The 22,397-nt window shown below is 73.8% G+C and carries 14 protein-coding genes and 3 tRNA genes; 5 read left to right on the forward strand and 12 right to left on the reverse strand.

The genetic code is table 11. The features are described from left to right. Position 1 precedes the first annotated feature (1 nt). Positions 2-2,611, forward strand: coding sequence for an MFS transporter (locus IF20_RS17620; protein WP_110944267.1), 2,610 nt, complete (start codon positions 2-4; stop codon positions 2,609-2,611). Positions 2,612-2,811: 200 nt separating this feature from the next. Next, positions 2,812-3,648: a YceI family protein gene (locus tag IF20_RS17625; RefSeq protein ID WP_052866136.1), complete on the forward strand. Its 837-nt coding sequence runs from the start codon at positions 2,812-2,814 to the stop codon at positions 3,646-3,648. A gap of 129 nt (positions 3,649-3,777) precedes the next feature. Here IF20_RS17625 and IF20_RS17630 read toward each other — a convergent pair whose 3' ends face one another. The 9 genes from IF20_RS17630 to IF20_RS17670 all read right to left on the reverse strand — a co-directional run bounded on the left by IF20_RS17630 (position 3,778) and on the right by IF20_RS17670 (position 15,219). Beyond that, the gene (locus IF20_RS17630) at positions 3,778-4,551 is read right to left on the reverse strand and encodes a TetR/AcrR family transcriptional regulator C-terminal domain-containing protein (protein WP_052866137.1); all 774 of its coding nucleotides are present in this window, start codon (positions 4,549-4,551) and stop codon (positions 3,778-3,780) included. A 54-nt stretch (positions 4,552-4,605) separates the two neighbouring features. Then, complete coding sequence (locus IF20_RS17635) at positions 4,606-6,222, reverse strand: MFS transporter (protein WP_052866138.1); 1,617 nt, start codon at positions 6,220-6,222, stop codon at positions 4,606-4,608. A gap of 89 nt (positions 6,223-6,311) precedes the next feature. Further along, positions 6,312-8,453 carry an ArnT family glycosyltransferase gene (locus tag IF20_RS17640; protein WP_199896639.1) on the reverse strand — a complete coding sequence of 714 codons (2,142 nt, stop codon included), beginning with the start codon at positions 8,451-8,453 and terminating at the stop codon, positions 6,312-6,314. After that, positions 8,450-9,799 carry a bifunctional glycosyltransferase family 2/GtrA family protein gene (locus IF20_RS17645; protein WP_110944268.1) on the reverse strand — a complete coding sequence of 450 codons (1,350 nt, stop codon included), beginning with the start codon at positions 9,797-9,799 and terminating at the stop codon, positions 8,450-8,452. The genes IF20_RS17640 and IF20_RS17645 overlap by 4 nt, the downstream gene beginning before the upstream one ends. Positions 9,800-9,825: 26 nt before the next feature. Beyond that, complete coding sequence (locus tag IF20_RS17650; RefSeq protein WP_052866139.1) at positions 9,826-11,376, reverse strand: sensor histidine kinase; 1,551 nt, start codon at positions 11,374-11,376, stop codon at positions 9,826-9,828. Between the two features lie 14 nt (positions 11,377-11,390). Beyond that, entirely contained in the window at positions 11,391-12,143 is a 753-nt protein-coding gene (locus IF20_RS17655; RefSeq protein ID WP_052866140.1) for a response regulator transcription factor, read from the reverse strand. A 196-nt stretch (positions 12,144-12,339) separates the two neighbouring features. Next, positions 12,340-13,218 carry an amidohydrolase family protein gene (locus tag IF20_RS17660; RefSeq protein ID WP_234426702.1) on the reverse strand — a complete coding sequence of 293 codons (879 nt, stop codon included), beginning with the start codon at positions 13,216-13,218 and terminating at the stop codon, positions 12,340-12,342. 23 nt (positions 13,219-13,241) lie between these two features. Further along, positions 13,242-14,156 (reverse strand): DUF2797 domain-containing protein, encoded by a 915-nt coding sequence (locus tag IF20_RS17665; RefSeq protein WP_052866141.1) that lies wholly within the window; start codon positions 14,154-14,156, stop codon positions 13,242-13,244. A gap of 13 nt (positions 14,157-14,169) precedes the next feature. Next, positions 14,170-15,219 (reverse strand): GlxA family transcriptional regulator, encoded by a 1,050-nt coding sequence (locus IF20_RS17670; protein WP_052866142.1) that lies wholly within the window; start codon positions 15,217-15,219, stop codon positions 14,170-14,172. 44 nt (positions 15,220-15,263) lie between these two features. On the opposite strand from IF20_RS17670, the gene IF20_RS17675 reads away from it, so the two are divergent. Next, positions 15,264-16,031, forward strand: a complete 768-nt coding sequence (locus IF20_RS17675) for an NAD(P)H-dependent oxidoreductase (protein ID WP_052866143.1) — start codon at positions 15,264-15,266, stop codon at positions 16,029-16,031. A gap of 61 nt (positions 16,032-16,092) precedes the next feature. Here the strand turns inward: IF20_RS17675 and IF20_RS17680 are convergent. From IF20_RS17680 to IF20_RS17690, 3 genes are all read right to left on the reverse strand, one after another. After that, positions 16,093-16,165: transfer RNA gene (locus tag IF20_RS17680), tRNA-Arg, on the reverse strand. 164 nt (positions 16,166-16,329) lie between these two features. Next, a tRNA-Arg gene (locus IF20_RS17685) sits at positions 16,330-16,402 on the reverse strand. Between the two features lie 151 nt (positions 16,403-16,553). After that, a tRNA-Ser gene (locus IF20_RS17690) sits at positions 16,554-16,644 on the reverse strand. Positions 16,645-16,921: 277 nt separating this feature from the next. On the opposite strand from IF20_RS17690, the gene IF20_RS17695 reads away from it, so the two are divergent. Both IF20_RS17695 and IF20_RS17700 read left to right on the forward strand, forming a co-directional pair. After that, complete coding sequence (locus IF20_RS17695) at positions 16,922-17,389, forward strand: SSI family serine proteinase inhibitor (protein WP_052866144.1); 468 nt, start codon at positions 16,922-16,924, stop codon at positions 17,387-17,389. A gap of 326 nt (positions 17,390-17,715) precedes the next feature. Further along, complete coding sequence (locus tag IF20_RS17700) at positions 17,716-22,233, forward strand: response regulator (protein WP_199896640.1); 4,518 nt, start codon at positions 17,716-17,718, stop codon at positions 22,231-22,233. The last annotated feature ends 164 nt before the right edge of the window (positions 22,234-22,397 follow it).

Consider the following 22,397-nt stretch of genomic DNA (forward strand, 5'->3'; position numbering starts at 1 on the left):
CATGGCTACAACCACACCAGCCGGTGTGCGGGGCGGCCACGCCAAGCACGGAGGCGCGGACGCCTCCGCCGGAGCCCCCATGACGCACCGTCAGATCATGGAGGCGCTGTCCGGGCTGCTGCTCGGTATGTTCGTCGCCATTCTTTCTTCGACCATCGTGTCGAACGCGCTGCCGGAGATCATTCACGATCTGAACGGCGGACAGAGCGCCTACACGTGGGTCGTGACGGCCTCGCTGCTGGCGATGACCGCGACCACCCCGCTGTGGGGCAAGCTGTCCGACCTGTTCAGCAAGAAGCTGCTGGTGCAGCTCGCGCTGATCATCTACGTCGGTGGCTCGGTCGTCGCGGGTCTGTCCCAGAACAGCGGCATGCTGATCGCCTGCCGTGTCGTGCAGGGCATAGGCGTGGGCGGTCTCTCCGCCCTGGCCCAGATCGTCATGGCCGCGATGATCTCCCCGCGTGAGCGCGGGCGGTACAGCGGCTACCTCGGTGCCGTGTTCGCCGTTGCCACCGTCGGCGGTCCGCTGCTCGGCGGTGTCATCACCGACACCTCGTGGCTCGGCTGGCGCTGGTGCTTCTACGTCGGCGTGCCCTTTGCGGTGATCGCGCTGATCGTGCTGCAGAAGACCCTGAAGCTGCCCGTCGTCAAGCGCGAGGGCGTCAAGGTCGACTGGCTCGGCGCCTTCTTCATCAGCGCGGCGGTCTGCCTGCTGCTGGTGTGGGTCACCCTGGCCGGCGACAAGTACGACTGGCTGTCCTGGCAGACCGGTGCCATGGTCGGCGGCGCCGTCGTGCTCGCCCTGATCTTCGTCTTCGTGGAGACCAAGGCCGCCGAGCCGATCATCCCGCTGCGCCTGTTCCGCAACAAGACGATCTCCCTGGCCTCGCTGGCCTCGCTGTTCGTCGGTATCGCGATGTTCTCCGGCACCGTGTTCTTCAGCCAGTACTTCCAGCTGGCGCGCGGCAAGTCGCCGACGATGTCCGGCGTGATGACCATCCCGATGATCGCGGGCCTGTTCATCTCGTCGACCGTGTCGGGCCAGGTCATCACCAAGACCGGCAAGTGGAAGGCCTGGCTGGTCTCCGGTGGCGTGCTGCTGACCGCGGGTCTCGGCCTGCTGGGCACGATCCGGTACGACACCGAGTACTGGCACGTCGCGATCTTCATGGCCCTGATGGGTCTCGGCATCGGCATGATGATGCAGAACCTGGTCCTCTGCACGCAGAACCAGGTCGCCCCGCAGGACCTCGGCTCCGCCTCGTCCGTCGTCACCTTCTTCCGCTCCCTCGGCGGTGCGGTCGGTGTCTCGGCGCTCGGTGCGGTGCTGGCAACCCGAGTCACGCACTACGTCAAGGACGGCCTGGCCGACCTCGGACCGGCTGCCGCCAAGGCGGCGGGTCAGGCCGGCGGCGGTGGCGGGATCCCGGACCTGGACGCCCTCCCGGCGCCGCTCCGTACGATCATGGAGAGTGCCTACGGGCACGCAGTCGCCGACATCTTCCTGATCGCCGCCCCCTGCGCGCTCCTCGCCTTCCTTCTGACGCTTTTCATCAAGGAGGTCGCCTTGAAGACCAAGGGTGGACTGGCCCAGTCCTCCGACGACGGCTCGGACGCCACGGCGCCCGACGCCACCACGGACGCCGCTGCCGCGCCGGCCGCCGCCGCGGCCCCGGCCGCCGCTTCGGCCGCCTCGACCGAGGAGCTGGAGCCGGCCCTGGTCGGCGCCCCGTCCGTCGCTCCGGACGAGCACGCCCCGTCCTGGGCCCAGCCGCAGCCGGCCGCGGCCGCGCAGGGGCAGCGCCTGGCGGCGTACGCCTCCGCCGGCGACCCCGGCACCCCGGAGGGCCCGGCCATCACCGGCTTCGTCCGGAACGCCGACGGCCAGCCGGTGGCGCGCTCCGCGGTCACGCTGATCTCCCTCAGCGGCCGCCAGCTGGGTCGCTCGGTGGCCCAGGCCAACGGCTCGTACGTGCTCAACGCCCCCGGCGCCGGCTCGTACGTCCTGATCGCGGCCGCCGACGGCCACCAGCCGCAGGCGTCCACGGTCGTCGTCGGCGACCAGCCGATCGGCTACGACATCCTGCTCAGCGGCACCAGCGGCCTGCGCGGCCAGGTCCGCAGCGTGGTCACCGGCGAGCCGGTGGACGGCGCAATGGTCGTGGTCACGGACGTCCGCGGTGAGGTGCTGGCGACCGGCAAGACCGGCGCCGAGGGTGCCTTCTCCTTCGACGAGCTGGCCGCCGGTACGTACACCGTCGCGGTGAACGCCACCGACTTCCGGCCGACCGCACAGCCGGTCGAGGTCAGCGGTCAGGGCATCACCCGCGTCGAGATCGCGCTGCAGTCCGGCGCCCGCGTCCAGGGCGTCGTCCGGGCCGGTGCGGACCGTCGTCCCCTGCCGGACGCACGGGTCACGCTGGTCGACGCGGCCGGCAACGTGGTCGCCACCTCCACAACCGGTGAGGACGGCGCGTACGCCTTCACCGACCTGGACACCGGCGACTACACGGTGATCGCCAGCGGATACCCGCCGGTGGCCAACGCGCTGTCGGTGGACGCGAGCGGGGTCGACGGACACAACGTCGAACTCGCCCACCCGGGCGACTGACACCGTCCAGGCGATAGAGCCAACGGGGGCCGGGGCATCTCGCCCCGTGAGCACAGCCCCGGTCGGGGGCACGCATTGAGCGGAGACGCGCCCCGGACCGGACCACAGGGCCCCGGCGGCGGCGGGCATCAAAGGCAGGGGACGGCCTGCTCGCCGCCGGCCGGGGCCCACATGTACCAAGCACGACATCGGGAGTGGGTATGAGTTCGACTGGCGCGGGCGTTCGGGCACAGGTCCGGACACGCGACGGCTGGGCGGTCAAGCACGCGGTGCTGACCGTCACGGACATGACGGGCACGCAGGTCCTGCGGGCCACGGCGGACGAGGACGGCCTCGTACGCGACACGACGCCGCTGCAGCCCGGCCCGTACACGGTGATCGTGACGGCCGTGGGCTACGCGCCGGTCGCCTCGACCTCGATCGTGACGGCGAGCGGCCGGATGGACGTCGGCAACCTGACGCTCTCCCGGCAGGGCGGCGCCGAGCTGCCCCCGCCCGGACCGTGGACGATCGACCCGGTGCATTCGTCGGTGGCCGCGTCCGCGCAGCACCTGGGCATCTCCAGCGTGCGCGGCCGGTTCACGGAGTTCGCGGGCCGGATCGACATCGCCGAGGACGTCACGAAGTCGCGCGTCGAGGCGGTCATCAAGGCCTCGTCGATCGACACCGGCAACGGGATGCGCGACGGCCACCTGCGCAACTCCGACTTCCTGGACGTGGAGACCTACCCGGAGCTGACCTACCGGTCGACCGGTCTCACGGAAGCCGGCCCGGACCGCTGGATCGTCCACGGCAACCTCTCGCTGCACGGCGTGGAGCGCGAGGTGGACCTGAACCTCTCGTACCTGGGTACCGGCCCTGACCCGTGGGGCGGCACCCGGGCGGCGTTCAGCGCCACCGCCGAGCTGCGCCGCGAGGACTTCAAGATGAACTACAACCAGGTCGTCGCCGCGGGCATCGCCGCCATCGGCACCACCCTGCGGGTGGAGCTGGACATCCAGGCGGTCCAGGGGGACTCACTGCCGATGGCGGGCTGAGCCCCCGTCGGCCGATCACTCCCGACGGCCGCCGGTCACCCGGCAGCGACATGAGGGCGGTGGCTGTCCCTTCGCGGACAGCCACCGCCCTTTTCCGTGCGGTCGGAGTGGCCCACCGTACGTAGGCCGTCAGGGCATGCGGCCCCGGTCGCGCATCGCCTCGATGCCGGCGATCTGCACGTCCAGCGCGAAGGCGAAGTCGCGCTCGCGCATCTCCCGGACGCCGATGCCCTGCCGCAGCTCCAGGGTCCTGGCGGACATCTCCATCGTCTCGGCGAACTCCGGGCGGTCCTGCACGGCCCCGATGACCTCGTCGAACTGCTCGTCCAGCGTCTTGCCGGTCTCCTGGGAGCGCTGCTCGTGCAGCCCCTCGACCGTGCTGAAGCCGTAGACGAACTGGAAGATCGAGCCCAGCGCGCCGGAGACCTGCTCGGGGCTCAGCCCGCTGTCCCGCATGATCCGCAGCGTCGCGTTGGAGAACGCGATCGCGTGCGGGCCCACGTTCAGGTACTCCCCCAGCAGCCGCGGCGCCCAGCGGTGGGTGACCAGGACCTTGCGGTACTCGGCGGCGAGGTGCCGCAGGTGGTCCCGCCAGTCCTTCGCCGGATCGTCCTCGGCCGGCAGCTCGATCTCGCCGGCCACCGCGTCGATGGCCAGCTCCAGCAGGTCGTCCTTGGTGTCGACGTACCAGTAGACCGACATCGCCGTGACGCCGAGCGCGGCGGCCAGCCGCCGCATCGAGAACTTTGCCAGCCCGTCCGCGTCCAACAGCCGGACCGTCGTCTCCACGATCTTGTCCAGGTCCAACCCGGCCGGCTGGTCCGTCTTCCGCTTCGGCGGAGGACGTTCGGTCAGCCAGACACTCTTCCGCGGCTTGCCGGCGCGGCTGCCCGTCGCTGCCATGGCGCGCCCTCCCTCATCGCTGAACTGGTCGTACGCGGTCCTGCCGCCTCGATGCTATTCCGCTTCGGCACGGGAGCGCCCCGCTCGTCCGCCCGCCTCCGCAGCCGGTACGGCGGTCTCCCCGGCCACCGGGGCGGGCGTGGCGTCCGGGGCCACCGCCTCCGTCGTGGCGGCCCGTTCGGCGCGCTCGGCGCGGCCGAGCAGGACGCCGGCGACCACACCGCCGGCGAACACCGCGGCGGCCCCGACCAGTTGGCTGGTCTGGATGCCGGCCGCGAAGGCGTCGCGTACGGCGGCCCGGTCGGCGTCCGTACGGGCCGCCGCGAGCGCGGCGGGCAGCGAGCCGGCGCCGGCCGCGACCGCCGGGATCAGCGCGGCGAACCGGGAGTTGAGCACCGCGCCGAGGACGGCGACGCCCAGGCCCTGGCCGCACTCCATGAGCGTGCCGTTGACGCCGGCGCCGACGCCCGCCTTGGCGGGCGGGATCGCGGACATGATGGCGTTGGCCATGGCCGGCATCGACAGCGCGACGCCGACGCCCATGACGATCAGGCCGGCGAGCATGCCGCTGTAGGAGCCGGCGCCCGAGAGCGAGATGGCCGCGAGGCCGCCCGCGAGCAGGGTCATGCCGACGGCTATGGTCCGCGGCGTACCGAGCTTGACCATCAGCCGGCCGGCGAGGCCGGAGAAGTTCAGGACGACGGCGGTCAGGGCGAGCGGCGCGATGCGCAGCCCCGCCTCCAGCGGCTCGTAACCGAGCACCAGCTGCAGGTGCTGGGTGAGCAGGAACATCGAGCCGCCCATGCCGAACGCCACGAGGATGCCGCCCGCGACGGCGCCGACGAACTTGCGGTCGCGGAAGAAGTGCATGTCCAGCATGGGGTGCGGGGTGTGCAGCTCCCAGCGGGCGAAGGCGGCGAGCGCGAGGAGGCCGATGACGGCGGAGCCCAGGACGCGGGCGGAGAGCCAGCCGTGGTCGGGCCCGGAGATGATCGCGAAGACCACGCAGACCATGCCGATCATGGACAGCAGGGCGCCGGGCAGGTCGGGCCGTTCCCCGGAGGGATTTTTGGACTCCGGCACCAGCTTCAGCACGGCGATCAGGGCGAGCACCGCGACCGGGAGGTTGATCAGGAAGATCGAGCCCCACCAGAAGTGGTCGAGCAGCGTACCGCCGATGAGCGGCCCGGCGGCGAAGCCGAGGGAGTTGACCGCGCCCCAGATGCCGATCGCCTTGGGGCGCTCCTCGTTGTCGAAGATCTGGACGACGACGGCGAGGGTGGTGGTCATCAGCAGCGCGCCGCCGATGCCCATGCCGGCCCGGGCGGCGATCAGTTGGCCGGCGGACTGCGCGAAGCCGGCGCACACCGAGCCGATGCCGAACAGCACCAGGCCGCCGGCCAGCATCTTCTTACGGCCGTAGCGGTCGGCGGCGTTGCCGGCCGTGAGCAGCAGGCCGGACTGGACCAGCGAATAGGCGTTGATCATCCACTGGATGTCGGCGGTGGACGCGCCCAACTCCTTGTTCAGGGAGGGGACGGCGACGTTGAGGATGGTGTTGTCCAGAAGGACGGTGAGCTGCGCGAGGCAGATGACGCCGAGGATGATCCAGCGCGTGGGATGGCGCGGTGGGCTCTCGGCGGAGACGGCAGCGGAGGCCACGGGGGACATGCAGGCTCCCTGTACGGATGTGAGCGGATCACTTACACCGTACAGGGAGTCTTATACGCCGTACATTTTGTTTTCGGCCGCTGCCCGTCCTAGCCCTTCGGGCTGGTCAGGTCGTACAGCGTGGTGCTGCCGACGGTGACCTTCGCGTAGTTCTTCGCCACCCAGGAGGTGATCTTCGAGGAGGTGCCCGAGTTGCCGCCCGGACCGCCCATGGAGCCGCCCAGGAAGTAGTGGATCTTCCCTGCCTTCACGTACTGCTGGAACCGCTTCAGCGTCGGCGACGGATCGCTGCCGTTGAAGCCGCCGACGGCCATGACGGGCTTCTCGGTCGCGAGCTGGTAGCTCGCCGCGTTCTGCGAGCCGATGGACGCGGCGACCCAGGTGTACTCGTCGGCGTCGGCCAGCAGCTTCGCCTTCACCTCGGCGCTGACCTGCGCGCCGTTGAGCAGGCCGCCCATGCCGCCGCCCCCGCGCCTGCCGCCGCGCTCGCCGCCGCCCATGGCCCCGCGGCTGGCCTGCTGGTTCTTGCCCACGCCGGGCGGCGTACCCGGGCGGAAGCCGCCGCCCAGTTGCCCACCGGGCTGAGCGTTGCCGAGCCGGCCCTTACTCGTCCCACCGGGGCCGCCTCGCATGCCCGGCGGGCCGCCCTGGCCGCCGGGCGGTCGCATGCCGCCGGGGCCGCCCATGCCGCCCGAGACCGACGGGCCGGCCGTGATGATCGAGCCGGTGTGCGGGGTCGTCACCGTGTTCAGCGTGTACGCGACCGGCCCGGCCAGTGACGTCGCGAGGCCCAGCCCCGCGGCGCCGACCGCCAGCCGCCGGCCGGCCCCCGCCGTCCCGCGGCCGAACACCGCCAGCGCCACCGCCGCGAACAGCCCGCCGACCAGGACGGTCCAGCGCAGCCACGGCAGCCACGTGGCCGACCGGTCGAGCAGCACGTACGACCAGACCGCCGTGGCCGCGACCGTCAGCGCGAGCACCGCCGTGGCGACGGTCGCGGCCCCGGCAGGACGGGCGTGCCGCCGCTGCCACAGCAGCGTCGCGCCCATGCCGACCAGCGCCGCGATGTAGGGGGCCAGGGCGATGTTGTAGTACTGGTGGAAGATCCCGGACATGAAGCTGAACGTCGCGAAGGTCATCAGCAGGGCGCCGCCCCAGACCCAGAACGCGTTCCGCTGCTGTGCGGCGAGCGCGTCCGTCGCCCGGCGGGCCCGCCACAGCACGGCCAGCCCGGCGATCAGCAGCACGAAGGCCGCGGGCAGCAGCCAGGAGATCTGGCCGCCCATGTCGGAGGAGAAGAGCCGGGTGATGCCGGTCTCGCCCCAGCCGCCACCGCCGCCGCCGCCGGGGCCGCCGCCCCCGCCGACGCTGCCGGTCTCGTTGCCGTTGATCCGGCCCAGGCCGTTGTAGCCGAACGTCAGCTCCAGGAAGCTGTTGTTCTGCGAACCGCCGATGTACGGGCGCGAGGACGCCGGCCACAGCTCGACGATCGCCACCCACCAGCCGGCCGACACCACCAGCGCGAGCCCCGCGAGCAGCGTCTGGCCGATGCGTCTGCGCACCGTGGTGGGCGCGCAGAGCAGGTACACCAGCGCCAGCGGCGGCAGGATCAGCCACGCCTGAAGCGTCTTGACCAGGAAGGCGAAGCCGAAGCAGAGCCCGGCCAGCACCAGCCACTTGGTGCGCGCGTCCTCCAAGGCGCGCAGCACGCAGGCGATCGCGCAGACCATCAGCAGGCAGAGCAGCGCGTCGGGGTTGTTGAAGCGGAACATCAGCGCGGCGACCGGGGTCACCGCCAGTACGGCGCCCGCGAGCAGGCCGGCACCCGCACCGAAGCGCCGGCGCACCGCGGCGTACAGCACGCCGACAGTCGCCACACCCATCAGCGCCTGGGGCACCAGGATCTGCCAGGCGCCGAGCCCGAAGAGCCGCACCGACAGGCCCATCGGCCACAGGGCGGCCGGCGGCTTGTCGACGGTGATGGAGTTCGCGGCGTCCGAGGAGCCGAAGAAGAACGCCTTCCAGCTCTCGCTGCCGGCCTGGACGGCCGCCGAGTAGAAGGAGTTGGCGTATCCGGAGGCGCCCAGGTCCCAGAGGTACAGCACGGCGGTGACCGCCAGCAGGAGCAGCAGCCCGGGGCGGGCCCAGCGCGGATCGCCGGGGCGCTCCGGGGTACGCGGCTCGGGCGGCGCCTCGGCGCGCGGAGCCTCGTACAGGGGTGGCGCGGTCATCGGGAGCTCCTGGAATCGCCGGTGCCCTGCCGGGCGGGGGTGGTGCCCGGGAAGACCCAGGCGCGGAAGAGGAGGAAGCGGAGCACGGTCGCGGCGAGGTTCGCGGCGATCAGTACGGCCAGTTCGGTGCCGTGCGAGGCGTCGCCGGCCGCCGCGTTCAGGGCCGCCAGCGAACCGCTGGTCAGCGCGAGGCCGATGGCGAAGACGACCAGGCCCTGGGCCTGATGGCGGACCGCGCGGTCCCGGCCCCGCACCCCGAAGGTCAGACGGCGGTTCGCTGCGGTGTTGCCCAGCGCGCAGAGCAACTGGGCCAGCGCGTTGGCGGCCTGCGGCCCGATGCCGAGCCGGAAGAGCGAATACAGCAGCAGGTAGGCGACCGTGCTGAGCGCGCCGATCGCACAGAAGCCGACGAGCTGGCGGGCGAGTCCGCCCGGTACGCCGGGCAGCTGCCGGTCACGCGGGTCGTCGCCGAAGGGCCGGGCCAGCCGGTCCAGCGGCAGCGCGCCGGTGGCCAGCGCCCGGCCCACCCGCCAGACCCCCTTGAGGTCGTCGGTGGCGGTCTTCACGATGTGGACGGTGCTGTCGGGGTCGTCGACCCAGTCCACCGGCACCTCGTGGATCCGCAGCCCGGCCCGCTCGGCGAGGACCAGCATCTCGGTGTCGAAGAACCAGCCGGTGTCCTCGACCATCGGCAGCAGCCGCTGCGCCACGTCACCGCGGATCGCCTTGAAGCCGCACTGCGCGTCGCTGAACCGCGCGGCCAGCGAACCGCGCAGGATCACGTTGTAGCTGCGCGAGATGAACTCCCGCTTCGGGCCGCGGACCACCCGCGAGCTGCGGGCCAGCCGGGAGCCGATCGCCAGGTCGGAGTGGCCGGAGATCAGCGGCGCCACCAACGGCAGCAGCGCGTTCAGGTCGGTGGACAGGTCCACGTCCATGTACGCCAGGACGGGCGCGTCGGACCTCGACCAGACGGTACGCAGCGCCCGGCCGCGCCCCTTCTGCTCCAGCCGTACCGCCGTGACCTCGGCGATCTCGTCGTCCAGCCGGGCCGAGACCTCCGGTGTGGTGTCGGTGCTCGCGTTGTCCGCGACGGTGATCCGGAAGCCGTACGGGAACGTGTGGGTCAGGTACTCGTGGAGCCGCCGCACGCACGGTTCGAGGTCGCGCTCCTCGTTGTAGACCGGGATCACCACGTCCAGGACGGTCGTGGTCCGGCCGGGGCGCAGGTGCTCGCGCGGCGGCAGGGAGCCCAGCGGGACGGGGGCCGATGCCGGTTCCGGCGCGTGAGCCTGGGAGTGGCCCGGGGCCGGAGTGGGGCCCGGGGCCGGCTGTGTCGTCGTCATGCCCCCGACGTTCGTCGGCCCCGCTGTCACCCCCGTGTGGTGAGCCTGTGCCCTGCCTGTGAGTCCGCAGCGGGCTCCGTCGCAGGCGTCACGAACGGCTCGTCACCGGGCGCCGCGGCGGGCAGCCGGACCGTGAAGACGGTCCGTCCGGGCACGCTGTCCACGCCCACCTCGCCGCCGTGCGCGGCCACCACGGCGCGGACGATGGCCAGGCCGAGGCCGGTGCTCCCGGCCGCCCGCGACCGCGAGGCGTCGCCGCGCGCGAACCGCTCGAAGACGCGCGGCAGCGTCGCCGCCGGGATGCCGGGACCGTCGTCCTCGACCTGGAGCAGCACGGACGGGCCGTACCGGACCACCCGCGCGGTGACCGTCGTGCCCTCGGGGGTGTGCGTACGGGCGTTGGCGAGCAGGTTGACCAGCACCTGGTGCAGGCGCGCCGCGTCCGCCCGGACGAGCGCGGGGGCCTCGGGGAGTCCGAGGCGCCAGCGGTGGCCGGAGCCGGCCGCGCGGGCGTCGCTGACCGCGTCCACGACCAACGGGGAGAGGTCGGTGACCGCGTAGGACAGCGGGCGGCCCGCGTCCAGCCGGGCGAGCAGCAGCAGGTCCTCCACCAGTCCCGTCATCCGGGTCGCCTCGGACTCGATGCGGCCCAGCGCGTGCCGGGTGTCGGGGCCCGGCTCCTCGCGGCCGCGCCGGGTCAGTTCGGCGTAACCGCGGATGGAGGCGAGCGGCGTCCGCAGCTCGTGGCTGGCGTCGGCGACGAACTGCCGTACCCGCGTCTCGCTCTCCTGCCGCACGGCCAGCGCCGAACCGACGTGCCCCAGCATGCGGTTGAGCGCCGCGCCGACCTGCCCGACCTCGGTACGCGGATCGGCCTCGGCGGCGGGGACCCGCTCGTGGAGCGCCACCTCGCCCTGGTGAAGGGGGAGTTCGGAGACGCGGGTGGCGGTGGCGGCGACCCTGCGCAGCGGCCGCAGCGCGATGCCCACCATCGAGGCGCCCGCGATGCCCGCCGCGACCAGCCCGGCGGCCGTCACGCAGACCTCGACCAGCACGAGGGTGCCGACGGTGTCCGCCACCTGGTTCAGCGGGAGCCCGATGACCACCGAGCCGTCCTTGGTGGACTGGACGCGGTAGTCGCCCAGGCCGGGCAGGGTGGCGGTGTGCGGAGCGCCGTCCCGGGGGACGTCGGCCAGCGCCTGACGCTGGGCCGGGTTCAGCGGGTCGAGGTGATCGGCCGGGTCGCGGCTCTTGACGTCGTTGTTCTTCGCGCCCCGGACGATCTCGCCGTCGGGCGAGACCCGGCCGCCGACGGTCCCGGTCGGCTGGCCCGGCATCGCGACGAAGTCCAGGCTCTGCCCGAACGGATCGTGCGCCGCTATCGGTCCCTGGGTGCGCCAGACGGCGTCCTTCAACTGGTCGTCGAGCTGCGTCTGGAGGTAGGAGTGCAACGCGATCGTCGTGACCGTGCCGATGACGGTGGCGACCACGGCGATCAGCGTGACCGCGGCCACCACCAGCCGGGTACGCAGCGACCACGGGCGCCGGCCGGAACGGCCGCCGGGGCTACGGGACATGAGCGTCGGACCGCCTACTCGCCCGGCTTGATCAGATAACCCGCGCCGCGCCGGGTGTGGATCATCGGGCTGCGGCCGGCGTCGATCTTCCGCCGCAGGTAGGAGATGTACAGCTCGACGACGTTGGCCTGGCCGCCGAAGTCGTAGCTCCACACCCGGTCCAGGATCTGGGTCTTGCTGAGCACCCGGCGCGGATTGCGCATGAGGTACCGAAGCAGCTCGAACTCCGTCGCCGTGAGGTGGATGTCCACCCCGCCGCGCGAGACCTCGTGGCTGTCCTCGTCCAGCACCAGGTCGCCCACCGTCAGCACCGACTCCGCGCGCACGGCGGCGGCCCCGGCCCGGCGCAGCAGTCCGCGCAACCGGGCGACCACCTCCTCCAGGCTGAACGGCTTGGTGACGTAGTCGTCGCCGCCCGCGGTCAGCCCCGCGATGCGGTCCTCCACGGCGTCCTTTGCCGTCAGGAAGAGCACCGGCACGTCGGGCAGGTCACGGCGGAGCCGGCCCAGTACGGTCAGGCCGTCCATGTCGGGCAGCATGACGTCCAGGAGCACCGCGTCCGGCCGCCACTCGCGCGCGGCCCGCAGCGCGCTCGCGCCGTCCCCGGCGGAGCGGATGTCCCAGCCTTCGTACCGCAGCGCCATCGAGAGCAGGTCGGTGAGCGACGCCTCGTCGTCGACGACGAGCACGCGCACCGGGCTCCCGTCGGGGCGCAGCAGTTCCGGTTGCTTCTTCACGGAGGGCGGCGAGCCGGCAGTGGCAGTCATACCGGCAAGCCTGGCGGGGCCTTCTGAGAACCCCCTTTCCCGTTTCTGTGAATTCCCTGAGAAATGCGGGTGGGTGCGGTGGATGAGCGTCCGACCGGCTGGGCCGCCCCCCGCGCGGTCCAGCCGGTCCCACTGAGAGAAGCATGGCAGGCACCACTGACAATCGGCCTCGCGCGCGGGCGGGCCGCGGCCGGGCTCAGCGGCCCAGCAGCCGGGCCGCGTTGCCGTGACAGACCCCGCGCAGCCAGTCGTCCCCCAGCTCCAGCCGGGTCAGCGACTCCAGCGCGTGCGCGTAGCCGTAGGGGATGTTCGGGAAGTCGCTGCCGAAGAGAATCCGGTCGCCGAGGCCGGCCAGCCGCCCGCGCTCCCGGCGCGGGAACGGCGCGGTCCGCTCGGCGAAGTCGGTGAAGGCCATCGTCGTGTCCAGGTGGACGTGCTCGTACCGCTCCGCCAGGTCCAGGAAGTCGGTGTACTCCGGCATGCCCAGGTGCGCGACGACCAGCCGCAGCCGCGGGTGCCGGGCCAGCACCCGGGCGATCGGCTCGGGCCCGGTGTGCTTGCCGGGCGCGGGCCCCGACCCGCAGTGCGTGACCGCCGGTACGCCCGCGTCCTCGATCGGCCCCCACACCTCGTCGAGCCGCTCGTCCGCCGGGTCGTACCCGCCCACCTGCACATGTGCCTTGAAGATCCGTGCCCCGCCGGCCAGTTCGTCCCGGACGTACGCCGCGGCGCCGTCCTCGGGGAAGAAGGTCGCGGTCCGCAGGCAGTCCGGCGTGCGCGCGGCGAAGTCGGCCGCCCAGCCGTTCAGCCACCGCGCCATGCCGGCCTTGTGCGGGTAGATCATCGAGGTGAACGCGCGGACGCCGAAGCCGCGCAGCACGGCGATGCGGTCCTCCTCCTCGTACCGGTACGTGATCGGCCACTCCCGGCCCACGAGCGGGCCCGCGGCGTCGAAGTACGCCCAGACCTTCGCCATGACGCGCTCGGGCATGAAGTGCGTGTGCACATCGATCAGCCCCGGGAGCCCCAGCTCCCGCCAGAACGCCCCGACCCGCTCGTCCCCTTCGGCCGCCACCCCGCGCGGCCTCTCCGACGCCGTCAGAACAACCCCTCCTGCCGTCCCTCGTCCGTACCGCTCTCCGCACGGACCACGTCCGCCGTCGTCACCTTCCCGGCCGCGGCGCGCAGCACCCATCCGGACAGCAGCCGGGCGTCCACGACGACCACCGGCACCGCGTCCCCGCCCCGCGCCGGCTGCCTCAGGTACAGGTCGGAGCCGGCCGCCGCCAGCACCTCCCCGACGATCTCGGACCCCGCGCGCAGCGCCCCGACCTCCCCCACGGCCGCCGGATCCGCCGGGATCCGGCCCAGCCCGAACACCTCGAAGTGGTCCGCGTACGCGTACGGAGCGGCCTGGAGCGCCTCCGGCCAGCCCGGCAGCGCCTGCGCCTCGCGGTGCAGCGCGGCCAGCACTGCGGCCCGTTCGGCGACCGGTGGCAGCGACCGTCGCGCCGCCCGCTTCGCCGCCTTCCCGAACCGGTCCCGGACCGCCAGCGCGCTCCCCAGCAGCGCCTCCGCCCGCCGCGCCGCCATCAGCGGCCCCTGCCCGAGCCAGGAGTACCCGACCGCGCCCTGCTCCAGCAGCCGCGCCGCACCCCGCTCGGCGGCGGTGATCCCCACCTTCAGCAGTTCGGGCCCGAAGTACGCCAGGTAGACGCCGTACGGGCGCGGGTCGTCCGCCATCGTGTCCGCGGCGACCGACCGCGAACGGTCCAGCCGCGCGCAGTCCGGGCACTGGTCGCGCGCGCCGGCGCCGTCGAGCACCGCCGCGTGCGGACAGACGATCCGCCGACCGGCCCGCCACACGCCCAGGCAGCGCCGCTCACCCTCGACGGCGAACGCCAGCGGCTTGCCGGCCGGCAGGACGCTCCGCCGCTCCTCGCCCCGCTCCGGGTGGTACCAGCCGAGCCCGAAGGCGCCGCCCGACCACCGCGGCCCCGTGCACCGCCACATCGTCCCGCCCCTCTCAGACCGCGACCGCGGCCTCTTCCGCGCGCTCCGGGACCGCCTGCGGCCCCCGGAACGTGCTGCGGTACTGGCTCGGCGAGACGCCCAGCGCCGCCTGGAGGTGCTGCCGCAGCGAAGCGGCCGTGCCGAACCCGGCGTCGGCCGCCACCCGGTCCACCGGCAGGTCCGTCTCCTCCAGCAGGTGCCGGGCCCGCTCGACGCGCTGCTGCGTGAGCCACTGCAGCGGCGAGAGCCCGGACTCCTCCCGGAAGCGCCGGGTGAAGGTCCGTACGCTCATCGACTCGCGCGCGGCCAGCTCGCGCAGGGTCAGCGGGCGGTGCAGGTTCTCCAGCGCCCAGGCGCGTGCCGCGCCCGTCGTGGCGAACTGCCGGTCGGGGACGGGGCGCTGGATGTACTGGGCCTGGCCGCCCTCCCGGTGCGGCGGGACGACCGTGCTCCGCGCCACCTCGTTGGCGACGCCCGAGCCGAAGTCGCTGCGCACCATGTGCAGGCACAGGTCCACCCCGGAGGCCACGCCCGCCGAGGTCAGCACGTGGCCGTCCTCGGTGTAGAGCACCTCCGGGTCCAGGCACACGGCCGGGAAGAGCCGCCGGAAGTCCTCCGTCGACCGCCAGTGGGTGGTGGCCCGCCGCCCGTCCAGCAGGCCCGCGGCGGCCAGCACGAAGGCGCCCGTGCAGATCGAGGCGACCCTGGTGCCGGGGCGGATGCGGGCCAGAGCGGCCGCGAGCGGCGCGTCGAGCCGCCCCTCCTCCGGCGTGTAGTCCTCGTGCGCGGCGGGCACGACCACGGTCTGCGCCTCGGCCAGCGCCTCGGGGCCGTGCGCCACGTTGATCGTGAAATCCGCCTCGGTGCGCACCACGCCGGGCTCGACGGCGCAGGTCACCACCTCGTACAGCGGCTCGCCCGCGGCCGACCTCGCCTGTCCGAAGACGCGGTGGACGATGCCCAGCTCCATCGGCAGCATGCCGTGCCGTACCAGTACGGCGACCCGGTGCCGCCCGCTCTCCTCGAAAGCCGTCATGGCCCGATCCTTGCACACCCTGGCCATCAGGCCACTCGTTTCGGGCCGCCCGCCCCCGCACGATCGTTTCCATGAAGGTTTTCTGGCTTTACGCCCACCCCGAATCCCGCTCCCTCAACGGCGCCCTGAAGGACGAGGGCATCCGCACGCTGGAGGCCGCGGGCCATGAGGTGCGCGTCTCCGACCTGTACGCGATGAAGTGGAACCCGGTCGTGGACGCCGACGACTACGGCCACGACCGCACCGAGCGGCTCGACGTCGCCCGCGCCTCCCAGGAGGCGTACGAGACCGGCCAGCTGGCCCCCGACGTCGTCGCCGAGCAGGAGAAGATCGACTGGGCGGACGCGGTGATCGTCCAGTTCCCGCTGTGGTGGTACGGGATGCCCGCCATCCTCAAGGGCTGGTTCGACCGCGTCTTCGTGAAGGGCTTCGGCTACGGCGTGCAGGACGCGGACGGCCGCACCCTGCGCTACGGAGAGGGCCGGCTGGCCGGCAAGCGCGCCATGGTCGTCCTCACCGCCGGCGCCTTCGAGCCCTCCCTCGGGCCCCGCGGCATCAACGGCAGCCTGGAGTCCGTCCTGTACCCCCTCCAGCACGGCACGTTCTGGTACACCGGCATGTCCGTGCTGCCCCCGCTCCTGGTCCCCGCGGCCAACCGCGTCTCCCCCGAGCAGTACGCCGAGGCCGCCGCCCGCCTCCGCGACCGCCTCGACACCCTCGCCACCACCCCGCCGCTCGCCTACCGCACCCAGAACGGCGGCGACTACGACGAGGACCTGGTCCTCCGCCCCCACCTGGCCCCGGACCGCACGGACCTCGCCATTCACCGCCGCTCCTGACCACGGCGGCACGGAAACGCCGGAGGCCCCGTCGATCTCTCGACGGGGCCTCCGGCTGCTGTGCGCTCGGCAGGATTCGAACCTGCAACCTTCTGATCCGTAGTCAGATGCTCTATCCGTTAAGCTACGAGCGCTCGGCTCCCCGGTGGGGTTGTCCACCGGTCGGCGTTGCGGAACCACTTTACATGACCTGCGAGGGAGCTCGCTCCAGGCCCCTCGGGGCCTTCGCCGACGCATGCGGCGGCCGACCACGAGAAAACCCCCGTCCGGACGAACCGGCGGGGGCTTTGTCATGCTGTGCGCTCGGCAGGATTCGAACCTGCAACCTTCTGATCCGTAGTCAGATGCTCTATCCGTTAAGCTACGAGCGCTCGGCTCTCCGGCGGCGTTCCCCACCGGTCGGCGTTGCGGGAACAACATTACATGACCTGCGCCGGTGCGCGAAATCCATTGCCCGGACCCCGCCTGAGCTGCGAAAACGAGCGAAGCCCCGACCTTGCGGCCGGGGCTTCGTCCCTTCTGCGGAGGCGGAGGGATTTGAACCCTCGATGGGCTTTAAGACCCAAACCGCATTAGCAGTGCGGCGCCATAGACCGGACTAGGCGACGCCTCCACGCAACGCCACCCCGCGCGACCGCGAAGTGGTGTGTGCAGATGATGGCACAGCTCAGCGTGCTGTCACCAATCGAGGCCTACGGTACTAGGCCCGCGGCCCGCTGAGCAAAGCACTTCCGACGGGAAACGCCGCGCAGCAGCCATGGCGGGACACGGCGGTACGCAGCGAAGTCGTGCGGTTGCGCAACGTACGGAGGAGTGGAGCGTTAAGAGGGGATGGGGAGCCGTCCCGGTCCCCCGCCGTCCCCGGTCCCACCCCACGCCTGGAGAGTCCGATGGCGCTGCGCCGTATCGCCGTTCTCGCCCTGTCCGCCGCCACCTGCGCCCTCGCGCCGGCCCTCGCCGCACCGACGGCCGGCGCCGCCACCCCCGCGCAGCAGGTCCGGCAGGCACCGATCCCGCTGTCCAAGGGCGGCGACCAGCTCAAGGTCACCGTCACCGGGTCCGGCGGCGCCGGGCTGGACGGCACCCACGTACTGAAGTGCCACCCCACCGGCGGCGACCACCCCGAGGCGGCGGAGGCGTGCCGGGCGCTGGACAAGGTGACGCGGTGGGGCAAGGACCCGTTCGCGCCGGTGGCGCCCGGTTCGGCCTGCACGATGCAGTACGGCGGCCCCGCCACCGCGCACGTCACCGGCCGCTGGGCCGGGCGGCCGGTCGACGCCACCTTCAAGCGCGACAACGGCTGTGAGATCGACCGCTGGAACAAGCTCACCCCCCTCCTCCCCACGGCCTCCTCATAAGGAGCCCCACAAGGAGCCTCGTCGAGAAGGCCGGAAGACGACGTGAGAGGCGGGAAGCGGAGCCGGGAGCGCCGGAAGAGCGGTGTCCGCTTCCCGCGAAGGCCGGCCGGGATTCGTGACCAAGTGGGGCGCCAGATCAGGACGCGGGGCACATGTCGGGCGTGCGCCGAGTCGCACGGGGCCGTGGCATTACCTCCCCGTCATCCGCCTCCGCGTCCCCGGCCGGTGCCCGTAGACTCCCTTCCAGTGACACGCCACAGTGGGTTTCAGTCACCCGCCGCGGTGGGGTGTCGGCAAGATGCGGTCATCAGGGAGGAAGCGTCGTCGTGAGCAGCAGGCCATCCCGAGGCGCTGCTCGCCTCGCAGCCATACTCGACGCCTTGCCCGACGCGTTGTTGCTCGTCAACTGCAACGGCACGGTCGTCAACGCCAACACCATCGCCCTGGAGACGTTCGAGGCGCCGGGCACGGCCCTCGTGGGCCGCGGTCTGCTGGACCTGCTCCCGACGTTCGACTCCAAGCGCATCCCCGGCTCCATGCGGCGCCCCGACGATCCCGCGCAGGCGGGCGGGCGGCAGAAGCCGACCCGGATGGTCGCGCGGCGCACGGACGGCACGGAGATGCTGGTCGAGGTGACCAGCGCCAACCTGGAGGACGGCCGTACCCCGTACGAGTCGTCGTTCGAGGCGGCGTACGCGGACCACCGCACGAGCTACACCGGCGACGAACTGCTGATGCTCGTCGTCCGCGACCTCTCCGGGCAGCTGGACATCGAGAGCGAACTCGCCCGCCAGCAGCGCCAGACCGAGATGATCCTGCGCGCGGCCGCCGAGGGCGTCGTGGGCGTGGACGCCGAGGGCAAGGTCGTCCTCGTCAACCCCTCCGCCGCGCAGATCCTCGGCTACCGCGCCAGCGAGCTGGGCGGCAAGGAACTGCACCCGCTCATCCACCACTCGCGCGCCGACGGCACCCCGCTGCCCTGGGCGGAGACCCCGCTCGCCGACACCCTCAAGTCCGGCCGCAAGCACCGGGTGCGCGCACAGGTGCTGTGGGCCAAGGACGGGCGCGCGGTCTCCGTCGACCTGACGACCGCGCCGGTACGCGACGGCGACCAGCTCGTCGGGGCCGTCATGACCTTCACCGACCGGCGCCCGATGGACGCTCTGGCGGCCCGCCAGAGCCAGCTGCTCGCCGTACTGGACCGGTCGCTGCGCGGCCCGCTGGAGGAGCTCCGCAGCGAGCTGGGCACCCTGGCGTCCGACCCGGCCGGCCAGCTCTGGCCGGAGGCCAACCAGGTCCTGCACCACCTCTCGGCCGGGTACAGCCGGATGACGGCGCTGGTGGACAACGTCCTGAGCTACCAGCAGCTCGACGCGGGCACGGACAAGCTCCGGCGGGCCGAGGTCTCGCTGGACGCGGTGGTCGCCGCCGGCGTCGAGGGCGCGATCGAGCTGATCGGGCCGGGCCGCGCGCAGTTCGCGGTGCACGCCCCGCCGATCGAGGCCGAGGTGGACGCGGCGCGGCTGGCGCAGGCGCTCTCGCACCTGATCGCCGACGTCGCGGGCGTGGACTCCACCGGCAACACCCCCGCGGGCGTCGCGCCGGCCGGGGACTCCACGATCGTGGTCGCGGCGGCCAAGCGCGGCTCCGTCGTCCGGATCGAGGTGCGCGGCCCGTACAGCGGCGGCGACCCGGTGCACGGCCCGATCGTGCGCGGCATCGTCCGGCTGCACGGCGGCGTGCTGCAGACGCACGACGTGCCGGGCGGCGCGGGCGGCAGCGCGTACGTGCTGGAGGTACCTGTCAAGGCCGACGGCTCGCCCGTACCGGCCGGACAGCAGGCGGGCGCCGACGGGACGGGGCAGACCCCCGCGGCCGGCTCCGGGACCGCGACGCCGGCCGGCGGTACGGCCGGGGGCGGCCGCCGGCGGGCCCGTGGCGGCACGAACGGCGCCGACGCGACGGCCGGCGCAGCCGCGCAGCAGGCCGAACAGACTGCCGGGGGCCAGGGCCCGAACGCCCCGGCCGACGGCGCTCCGGGTACCGGTACGGACGGCCGGGGCGCGGGCGACAGCACCGGCGGTACGCCGGTCGACGCCCGGGCCCACGCGGGCATGCCGGGCGCGGAGGCCGTGCCGCCGGGCGGCCGGCGGCGGGGCCGCCCCGAGGCGGAGTCCGCGGGCGGCGGACTGCCCGCGCTGCCGGCCGCGGCCGGCGCCGCCGGGGAGCAGCCGGGTCAGGCACCGGCCCGGCAGCCGGGCGGCCGCCGGGCGCGCCGCGCGCTCTCCGACACCGCCGGACGCGCCCTCCCCGACCAGGCACCGCCGCAGGCCGCCGGCCAGGCCCCGGGCGCCCCGCAGGGCGCCGAGCAGCAGCCGTCACGGTCCGCCGCGAGCGCGCTCACCCCGGCCGCGGGCCCGGGCAGCGCCGGCCAGGCACCGAGCGCCCAGGGCGGCCGGAACAACGGGCAGGGACAGCCGGGTGGCCAGGGGCCCGCCGGGCTCAGCCCCGCGCGCGCCGGCGGCGCACCGGCGGCGCCCGCCGCGCAGCAAGGCCCGCGTACGCCCTTCGCACTGCCGCCCGCCGCCGCGGACCAGCACGCGCAGCCCCCGGCCCAGCCGCAGCCCGGCGCGCAACAGCCACGCCCCGCACTGCCGGCCCCGGGCGCGCTGCCGGCTTCTCAGGCGCAGGGGCCGGGTGCGCAAGGGGGTGTGCAAGGCGGAGCGCAAGGGGGTGCGCAAGCGAACGGCGTGCAGGCAGCTGGTGGGCAGGCGCCCGGCGTGCAGGCAGCCGGTGGACAGGTGCCCGGTGTCCAGGCAGCTGGTGGGCAGGTGCCCGGTGTCCAAGCAGCTGGTGGCCAGGCTTCCGGCGTGCAGGCAGCCGGTGGCCAGGCGGCTGCTGGTCGGGCTGCCGACCAGCAGGTGGCCGGGGAGCGGGTGCCCGGTGCGCAGGTGCCCGGTGCGCAGGTGCCCGGTGCGCAGCTTCCCGCGCAGGCGGGTCCGGCCGGGCCCGGGAGCGCGGTGCCCGCGGGGACCGGCCGGCGCCGAGCCCGTCGCGCCCCCGAGGACACCCCCGACAGCGCACCCGACGCGCTGCCCGCGACGCGCGGTGCCGGGGCCGGACCGGCCACCGGTGGCGAGTGGGACGCACCGACCGGCCGACGCCGGGCGCGCCGCGCCGCCGCCGAGGAGCGGGCCGCCGCCGCGATGGCCGACTCCGAGTCCAGCGGTACGTTCGTCGTGGGCGCCGAAGGCCAGGTCACGCACCCCGAGGACACCCCGGCGGCCCCCGCGCCGACGGGCCGCCGCCGCGGCCGTCCCAGCCCCGCCGAGACCGCCGGACCGCCCGCCCAGGAGGCGCGCGCAGCGGAGACGCCCGGTCAGGAGGCGCCCGGCCGGCAGGCGCAGCACGGGCGCCCGGCCGAGGGCGGGCCCCAGGGCGAGGCCGACCGGGGCCGGACCGACGGCCAGGGCCGGCCGCAGGGCGCCGGCCCGCACGCCGCCTCCGTACCCGGGCCGCGTCAGTCGGCGCCGGGCGAGCAGCTGCCCGGTCAGCCGGGTACGGCGCGCCGCCCGCTGCCCGCTCCGGAGGAGGAGGGCGGCCCGGCGGCCGGGCAGTCGCACGGCCGCGCGTTCAGCGTGCGCACGCTGGGGCAGGGCGTGCCCTTCGCCCAGCAGATCGCCGACCAGCACCAGCCGAACGGCCAGCCGGGGCAGCCGGGGCAGCCGGGGCAGCCGGGCCGCCACGGTCAGCCCGCCGCCGGTGGGCCGTCGACCGCGGGTGGCCGGCCGGCCGCCGGTGCCGGCGACCCGAACGCCACCAGCGGGGGCAACGGCACCCTCGGCGGCGCCGGCAGTGCCGGTTCCGGCCGCCGCCGGAAGCTCGCCGCACCGCCGCAGGAGAGCGAACGCGGTACGGGCTCGGACATGGTGCCCGCCGCCCGCGCCCAGCAGGGCGCGCAGGGTACGCAGCCGCAGCCGCCCCTGATGGAGTCCACGGAGGGCCGCGCGTTCGCGATCTCCGCGCCGGACGAGGGCCAGGAGGGCCCGGAGCCGCTGGACGGCCCGAACGGCGCCATAGAGGTCGTCGACCACCAGCCGCCGCCCATGGACGACGAGCTGCCGCCCGAGCCGCTGGACAATCCGCGCCGGCTGCTGGTGTGGCCCGCGCCGGACGCCTCGACCCAGCAGGCGCTGAGCGACCGCGGCTACCGCCCGGTGATCGTCAACTCCCGTGAGGAGGTGGACGCGCAGATCGCGGCGTACCCGGCCGCGCTCTTCGTCGACCCGCTGACCGGGCCGATCACCCGCAAGGCGCTGCAGTCGCTGCGGCAGGCGGCGGGCGCCGCCGAGGTGCCCGTCCTGGTGACGGCAGGCCTGGCCCAGGCGACCCGGGAGGCGGCGTACGGCGCCGACCCGGCCGTCCTGCTCAAGGCGCTCGCGCCGCGCGACAGCGAGCAGCATCCGCCGCGGGTGCTGCTGATCGAGGAGAACGACGCCGTGGCGGGCGCGCTCACCGCCTCGCTGGAACGGCGCGGCATGCAGGTCGCACGGGCCGCGACGGACGCGGACGCGGTCAGCCTGGCGACCCAGGTCGCGCCCAACCTCGTGGTGATGGACCTGATGCAGGTACGCCGCCGGCGGGCCGGGATCGTGGACTGGCTGCGCGCCAACGGGCTGCTGAACCACACCCCGCTGGTCGTCTACACCGCCGCCAGCACGGACCCGGCACAGCTGCCCCGGCTGGTCTCGGGTGAGACGGTGCTGTTCCTCGCGGAGCGGTCCACCAGCCCGGACGTACAGGACCGCATCGTCGACCTCCTGGCCAAGATCGGCACGAACTGACGCGAGCGGATCGACACGAACCGACGGGGACGGATCGTAACGAACCGACGCGGACAGCTCGGCCGAACCGACGCGGGCGGATCGCGGTACACCCGGGAGCGGATCGCGGTACACCCGGGAGCGGATCGCGGTACACCCGGGAGCGGATCGCGGTACACCCGGGA

Origin of the sequence: Streptomyces niger (assembly GCF_000718305.1) — a bacterium.
In the GTDB taxonomy this organism is placed as follows: Bacteria; Actinomycetota; Actinomycetes; order Streptomycetales; family Streptomycetaceae; genus Streptomyces; species Streptomyces niger.